This window comes from Clostridia bacterium (genome assembly GCA_014360065.1).
Classification (GTDB): Bacteria; Bacillota; DSM-521; order Neomoorellales; family JACIYF01; genus JACIYF01.
In genome coordinates this window covers 1-7,081 of the sequence record JACIYF010000121.1, presented here as the reverse complement: position 1 = coordinate 7,081, position 7,081 = coordinate 1, and the positions used below count along the sequence as shown (strand labels likewise).

Sequence of the window (7,081 nt, the reverse complement as noted above, 5' to 3'; positions counted from 1 at the left end):
GCAGACCTCCCGCTCTCTGCACAGGCTAAGATGCTGAGCTTTTTGCAGGAAAAGCGCTTTTTTAGAGTTGGCGGTACTCGAGAAATATCCGTGGATGTTCGTGTTATTGCAGCAACTAATGCTAATCTTGAGGAAAAAGTGAAAGGGAAAGAATTTAGGGAGGATCTGTACTATAGGTTAAATGTTATCCGTATCCGCATACCTCCCCTGAGGGAGCGGGTTGACGATATTATTCCGCTAGCAGTCAATTTCCTGGAGAAGTTTAATGCCCAGTACGGAAAACGAAGGATGCTTACCTTTTCTGGCGAAGCAGCCCTCAGAGCTTATTCCTGGCCCGGGAATGTGCGGGAGTTACAGAATGTGATGGAAAGATTGGTCATTCTCTCTGACTATGACCAAATTGACAGCCAGCAGGTTGATGCAGCTATTGGAGATAAAGTATATAGAGAACCCGCAACTTATGCGGGCGCTAGCGACCTGATTCCATTACCCCAAGCATACAAACAATTGGAAAGAGAGCTGCTTCAAATTGCAGCCGAGCGGTTCACGACTGCCCGGCAAATTGCCAAAGCGCTAAGAATTAGTCACCCAACGGTGATCAAGAAGCTCAGGGAATACGACATTCACCTTCGCCGGAGGAGGCAAGCGCGTTGACCAGAGTGAAAACGAGGAACTACGAGGATTCATATTTCATCCACTATATGGCGGCCGATCGGCGCTTTCAGGAGCGCTTTGACTGTCTGCTAAGGAGCGATCTAGAGTTCGGTCAGCTTATTGACAGCCTGGCCGGGGTGGCCCGGAAAGGGACATTTACATCTGTCCCCGGGACAAAAACTTTACCGGGAAAAGAGCGAGGATGCTGCCGGAAGAATACGCTACCGCACCTACGCCTATGCCTGTTGCCATCTCAAGGGGGTATGCGCCAAAGGCAAGCGGTGTGCCATCAGTTGCAGTGGTAACGAGGATTTGCTGGGCGAGATAGCAAATCACCTTGAAAGCAAGCGGGCGGAAGCAAGCATCTTAAGAAACGGAAGTGCTGGGTGGAAGCATAATGCCGATCTGAAAAGCAATCATACCCTCCGGCGGGCTAGATATTGCGGCAACCTAGCCGTACATATCCAGGCCTTAATGGCTGCCTGTGCTCACAACGTCTGTCAACTAGTAAAACATCTGAAAACCTTAACCAAACACCCGCCAGCTTTAGCCCAACTGAAGCGAGAAGAACCAAGAATGTCCTCCGTTGGGTAGCGAGAAAGACATATAGCAGCCCGGCCGTGAAGTAGCTACACTTCTATCGACTCCCGGCACACTGAGAAAAGTAGCGTTTGGCAACACGTCCGTTGAAATACAAAACCGATAGTTGGAAAGGGGAGGTTAACCATGGTCACATGTCCTGCTTGCAATACTGTCAACGATGCTGGTGTGGGGAAGGTCCTGGAGAAGAGGTACGCGCAGCCGGGCTCCGGCCGTTGCCAATGAAATCGCGGCTACCCAGTTAGGCCTCCGGAAGAACCTTGCCGGTCTCTTGTTGATAGTCATCGCTATCTTGCTCTCCATCTTGCTTCCCCTCGATCTCTGGCGGCTCTGGACCCTGTTTTTGCTCCTAAATACGCTGCTGATGTTGGTTTCATTGTTGCTCTGAGTGCTGTTGATGGTGAAAAGCTTACCAGGGTGTGCGCTTTAAGCTGCCGGTGATTGGTGACCTGGTTGAGCGGTACGTAGGCCTCTAGTGGGAGAGCCAAAAGCCCATTTTGAGACTTATACGATTTGTTTCCAGTTGACCGCGGTTGGGCCAAAGAAGTCGACCGGGGTTCATGTTTGGTCTTTACCCTGGCTGGGAAGTACACTAAGCTAATTATCGAGGATATAGATGCCGATATTGCCATATATTAGATTAGTAAGGGAACAATCCATGCTGCCAGAACGCACGACCAGGTGATGAAAAACCAAGAGGATTACGGCGCGGAGGACCAAACGCCGACCTGGGTTGGAGACGGTCCTGTGGCAATGGTGACGGCTGGCAGAATATGAGCCCCTGGTCGTTATATGAGGTTGGAGCCGGTCTTATGGCAATGGTGACCAGGCTGAGGGAGAAAGGGTGTTGAGAAGTAAATGGTTAAGCGGCGCCGGGGAGGCCGGAGAAAAGGAGTCGTTGGGTTAGCCTTGGCCTTAGCGGTCTTGTTGGGAGCGAGTTCGCTTTCCGGGTGCTCTTTTGGGGGCAGTCGGGGAAGCGGGGGGCCCGAGGCCAATCCCGCTGGGCGGCCAGGCAATACCAGCAACGGGGAAGCACGGGCTTCCGGGGCCGAGCTTCCCGGCGCCCTAATCGCTATGATTGACAATCACCCCAATGCCCGGCCTCAAAGCGGCTTGGATAAAGCCGACCTAGTGTACGAAATCGACTGCGAAGCCGGCATCACCAGATTTATGGCCATCTTCTATTCCCAGGCTGCGCCCAAGGTAGGGCCAATTCGCAGCGCCCGCTTTTACTATGCCCAGCTGGCCAAGCCTTATCAGGCGCCCTATGCCCATGCCGGAGGCAACATGGATGTGCTGGCTATGCTCAAGAGCTCAGCTTATCGCAATTTCCCGGACCTAGATGAAATTTATAACGCCTCCCGCTACTTTTGGCGGGAGCGGGGGCGTAAGGCACCCCACAATCTATATACCAGTACCGACAAAATGCTGGAAGGGGCAAGGGATAAGGGCTATACCCTCCATCCATTGGACCCGCTCCCCACAGGAACGGTGGAGGGGGGAACCGCCTGCCCCAGCTTTACCCTGGAATATGCTAACAAGCCTAGCTATACCTATCGCACCCAGTATGTCTATGGTGAAGGAAAGTACGCCAAGCTAGTCAACGGCAGGCCTTTCCGGGTCGATAATGGTACCCAGATTCGCACTGATAACGTCATCGTTATGGTGGCTAAAAGTCGTTGGATCAAGCGGGAGCAATGGGAGACCGACATTGATGTCATCGGGCAGGGCCAGGCCTATTACTTCGTAGGAGGTAAGGTCTACCAAGGCACCTGGTATAAGCCCAGCGTGGATGAGCCTCTACAATTCTGGTATGGCAACCAGCGCATGGCCTTTGCCCCCGGAAAGACATGGATCAACGTCATACCAGAAGCCAGCAAGCTGCAAATGGATCTTTAAGCCTAGCCGCCCTTTAAAGCCGGGAGCAGCTTCTTCTGGAAATCGGCTAGGGTGTCGCTGCGATTGATGCGGATGCGGTCGAGAAGGAATATATGATCTCGACCCGCCAGGCCGGGCCTGGTGGTTACCGCCCCCAGGTAGCCGGCCTTTTTAGTGGCGGCTACCACCCGATGATTGACCCGACCGGCGGGATAGCAGAAGAAATCGATGGGGACACCTAAGCGGTCTTGAAGCAGCTTTTTGGATTGAGAGACCTCTGATTCTAACTGGCTGGGCGTAGCTGCAGTCAGATCGATGTGATTTAAAGTATGCGAGCCGATTTCCCACCCTTGGTTGGCCATTTCTTTGAGCTGGTCCGGGCTTAGGAAGTAAGGGCTATCTAAGAACTTACCTACTACAAAGACTGTGGCCGGAAAGCCGAGCTTTTTTAAGACCCCAAAGGCGTTATCGTAGACCGACCGGTAGCCATCATCGAAGGTAATTACCACTGGGTGGGGCGGAAGCGGGTGGTGGGGAGGAAACCAATATCGGTACAGTTGCTTTAGGGTTACAGCCTGAAATCCCGCCTGGGCTAGCCACTGCATCTGCCGGGCGAAGTCCTGGGGGCGCACATAAAGCTCTTGATAAGGTGATTCGGCCTGGTCACCGATTACGTGATACATGAGGATGGGGACGGCGGCAATAGGTGCGGTTGGGCCGGTGGGCTCAGCCGGCGGGCCGCCGGGAACCGAGCTAGATGCCGCTCGGTTGCCTTCCGCTGGCGTAGCAGGAGAAGCGTCCGGAGATGCTGCTACCGGAGTGGCCGGACGGCTGGAGGGTGACCCTTGCGGCCCGCCCTTGACCAACGGCCCACCCCAACTGAGAACTGCTAAGGCCAGAGCTAAAAGCAACCCTATTGCCGGGACGAGCAGAGTCCGGAGCCTCGACGGCAAAGAGCCTCGCTTCCTTCCTATCCTTTTTAGTCCAAGCTTACAGTTAACCCAGGATTTGGTCAAGAAATAGATGTCGTTTTTCACTATAGATATTGTCAGCGATATATTGAATTAGTATAATATAAAGGAAAATTCCCAGCCTGGAGCCCAGGGGGCATGCGGTTATGGCCATATCCATGCGCAAGAAATTTGCTTACATAGATCCGGATAAATGTCAGCGCTGCGAAGTCTGTCCGCCCCAGAAGGAATGTACCAACCGGGCCATTTGGCAAGATCCCAAGGATAACCGCCGGATAGTCGATATGGGGTGCCGGGGATGTGCCAACTGCCTTACCCGCTGTCCCCATAGGGCTATCCGCATTGTCTATTAGCGGAGCTGTTATTAGCAGAGTGCTTATGCAGTTTTGCATATGCAATCTTGCCTACTTTTAGCTCCACCGCCTAGACCTTCTAGGAATAGTGCAACTTCGCATATGCATTTCTGCGCTAATTTTATGCCTTGTACTCACTAGATCTCGCTTGATCTAATGTTTTGCCCTTCCTAGTCCTTACTTTCAAAGTTGGCTACCCAAGCTTCCCAACACGTAACCCTCGGCTTTAACCCGGGCGCCTTGCCTTCCAATAGCCGTCCTTGTTGACCTGAAATCGCTCCAGGCTGGTTGGCGATTTGCCAAGGGCATAACCTGCTTTGGGGGCGGCAAGAAGACAGGCCTTCGCTGGTCTTTACTTACTTTTTGGCACCTGTCTTGCATATTTACGATGAGCGAAGAAGGCGACCGGCTAACGGCGCCAAGCCCATCCTGTCGGAGGTGATAGCAAATGGAGGCAGTATCGTCAGAAGTAAAGGAATATTCAGCTATTTGGATGCAAGCGGCCACCTGTACTGGCTGCAGCGTCTCCGTCCTCAACAGCCAGGCTCCCAGCATCAAGAACGTTCTTTTAGATGAGATCCTGCCCGGCCGGCACATTAACCTTCGCTTTCAAGCTACCATCATGGCGGGCCAGGGGAACCCGGTGCTTCGGGTGCTGGAGGAAACCATGGCCGAGAAGTCAGGTCAATACCTTCTGGTAATAGAGGGAGCCATCCCTGGTTATGGGTTTGGCTCCTTGGGGGAGGCCCCCATGCGCGACCGGGCTGCCCGACTGGCCCGCCATGCCCTGGCGGTGGTGGCCTTGGGGACCTGCGCTTCGTACGGGGGCATTGCAGCCGCAGTTCCTAATCCTTCTAAGGCCGTGAGCGTGAGGGAACTGTTAAAGAAAGAGGGCATAACTACCCCGTTGGTCAATATTCCCGGCTGCCCGCCCCATCCTGACTGGCTGGTGGGGACGATAGCCTGCATTCTTCTTTACGGGCTTCCCGGACCAGAAAGCTTGGATGATTTCGGCCGACCTCTGCTCTTTTACCGCCAGCTTATCCATGAGCACTGCCCGCGGCGGGCTGCCTTCAACGAAGGCAAGTTCGCCAAAAAGCCGGGAGATCCAGGGTGCCTCTATGAGCTAGGTTGCAAAGGTCCCATTACCTATGCCGACTGCCCTACCCGGATGTGGAATGGCGGTGTCAACTGGTGCGTTGGTAGCGGGGCTCCCTGCAACGGCTGCACTCAACCGGAGTTTCCTGATCTAATCGGGCCCTTATACGAGAAGGTAACTGATATCGACATACCGGTAATCGGCGCTTACTGGAGGGAAAGGGGAGGCGGGCGCTAATGGCAAGACAAATCGTAGTTGATCCGGTAACCCGGATCGAGGGTCACTTGAAGGTGGAGGCGGTGGTTGAAAACGGTGTGGTCAAAGATGCACGCTGCTCGGGGATGCTATTTCGGGGGATCGAGCTCATCCTCAAGGGGCGCGACCCCAGGGATGCCCAGATTATAACCCAGCGCATTTGCGGGGTTTGCCCCCAGTGCCATGGCATTGCTGCTGCCCGGGCGTTAGACCATGCCTTCGGCATCAAGGATCGGATCCCCCCTAATGGCCAGCTGGTACGGTGCCTGATCCAGGGCATCCACCAGATTAGTGACCATATCCTCCATTTCTACCATTTGGCTGCCCTCGATTATGTGGATGTAGCCCGGGCAACCGAAGGGCTGGATGGCGAGACGATAGCGGCCAACCCTGGTTTGGCTTCCTTGCAGGGTTTCCTGGCCCGGGGCGAGTTGGGCCCATTTGTGCCTCGGTATGAAGGCGACTACCGCCTTCCGGCCGAGGTGAACCGCCAGGTCTGCCTCCATTATCTCAGGGCCTTGGAAATGCGGCGGCGCGGTCACGAAATGGTGGCCGTTCTGGGAGGGAAGATCCCCCACAGCGTAGGCGTGGTTCCGGGCGGGGCGGTATTTCAGCCCACGGTAGACAAGGTGGCGGCATTGCTGTGGCGGTTCAAAGAAGTCAAGCAGTTTGTGGACCAAGTGTACCTCCCCGATGTGCTGCAAGTGGCGGAAAAATACTCGGATTACTTTACCATCGGGTCCGGGTGCCAAAAGCTCCTTTCCTATGGCGCCTACGAGACTCCCCAAGGTAAGCTTTTCAAGGAAGGCTTGGTGAACGGGATTCTGGCTTCCGACCGGGTGGGTTGGCGGGCGGATTTTGACCCGGACCAAATCACCGAAGAGGTAACCAGCTCTTGGTATCAAACCGGCGAGCTTGGCTCCCAAAGGCCTCACCAGGGCGAAACCGTTCCCCTACCCGACCGCGAAGGGGGTTACTCCTGGATTAAATCGCCGCGCTACGGGGGAGAAGTCCGGGAAGTAGGACCTTTAGCTCACGTCTTGGCCAATTATGCTGCCGGAGATGCTGCCACCGTGAAGCTGGTGGATTGGGCTTTGGCAACCTTAAAGGCGCCCATGGAAGCCCTATATTCCGTAATGGGCCGGCACCTAGCTCGGGCGCTGGCCACCAAGCTGATTGCCGATCAGGTGGAAGGGTGGCTGTTGGCCTTAGATCCCCAATCGCTGGTTTACCAGGAGTACCAGATTCCTGAGGACGGCTGGGGCATGGGG

7 protein-coding genes are annotated in these 7,081 nt (G+C 54.7%); 6 read left to right on the top strand and 1 reads right to left on the bottom strand.

Annotated elements, in window-relative coordinates:
• The 3 genes from H5U02_12915 to H5U02_12905 all read left to right on the top strand — a co-directional run.
• Positions 1 to 654 (top strand): sigma 54-interacting transcriptional regulator (locus tag H5U02_12915; GenBank protein MBC7343321.1); only part of this gene is annotated, 654 nt, incomplete at its 5' end.
• 120 nt (positions 655 to 774) lie between these two features.
• Positions 775 to 1,248, top strand: coding sequence for a transposase (locus tag H5U02_12910; GenBank protein ID MBC7343320.1), 474 nt, complete (start codon positions 775 to 777; stop codon positions 1,246 to 1,248).
• 864 nt (positions 1,249 to 2,112) lie between these two features.
• Positions 2,113 to 3,153 carry a DUF3048 domain-containing protein gene (locus H5U02_12905; GenBank protein MBC7343319.1) on the top strand — a complete coding sequence of 347 codons (1,041 nt, stop codon included), beginning with the start codon at positions 2,113 to 2,115 and terminating at the stop codon, positions 3,151 to 3,153.
• Positions 3,154 to 3,155: 2 nt separating this feature from the next.
• Here the strand turns inward: H5U02_12905 and H5U02_12900 are convergent, their stop codons facing one another.
• Positions 3,156 to 4,085: a polysaccharide deacetylase family protein gene (locus H5U02_12900; protein ID MBC7343318.1), complete on the bottom strand. Its 930-nt coding sequence runs from the start codon at positions 4,083 to 4,085 to the stop codon at positions 3,156 to 3,158.
• Between the two features lie 164 nt (positions 4,086 to 4,249).
• Here H5U02_12900 and H5U02_12895 point away from each other — a divergent pair, with 164 nt between their 5' ends.
• From H5U02_12895 to H5U02_12885, 3 genes are all read left to right on the top strand, one after another.
• Complete coding sequence (locus H5U02_12895) at positions 4,250 to 4,456, top strand: hypothetical protein (protein MBC7343317.1); 207 nt, start codon at positions 4,250 to 4,252, stop codon at positions 4,454 to 4,456.
• Positions 4,457 to 4,904: 448 nt separating this feature from the next.
• Positions 4,905 to 5,792: a hydrogenase small subunit gene (locus H5U02_12890; protein MBC7343316.1), complete on the top strand. Its 888-nt coding sequence runs from the start codon at positions 4,905 to 4,907 to the stop codon at positions 5,790 to 5,792.
• Positions 5,792 to 7,081 (top strand): nickel-dependent hydrogenase large subunit (locus H5U02_12885; protein MBC7343315.1); only part of this gene is annotated, 1,290 nt, incomplete at its 3' end. The genes H5U02_12890 and H5U02_12885, both read left to right, overlap by 1 nt.

Coding starts and splice junctions, on each gene's coding strand:
- H5U02_12905 (MBC7343319.1), top strand. CDS start 2,113: ATGGTTAAGCGGCGCCGGGGAGGCCGGAGAAAAGGAGTCGTTGGGTTA.
- H5U02_12895 (MBC7343317.1), top strand. CDS start 4,250: ATGGCCATATCCATGCGCAAGAAATTTGCTTACATAGATCCGGATAAA.
- H5U02_12890 (MBC7343316.1), top strand. CDS start 4,905: ATGGAGGCAGTATCGTCAGAAGTAAAGGAATATTCAGCTATTTGGATG.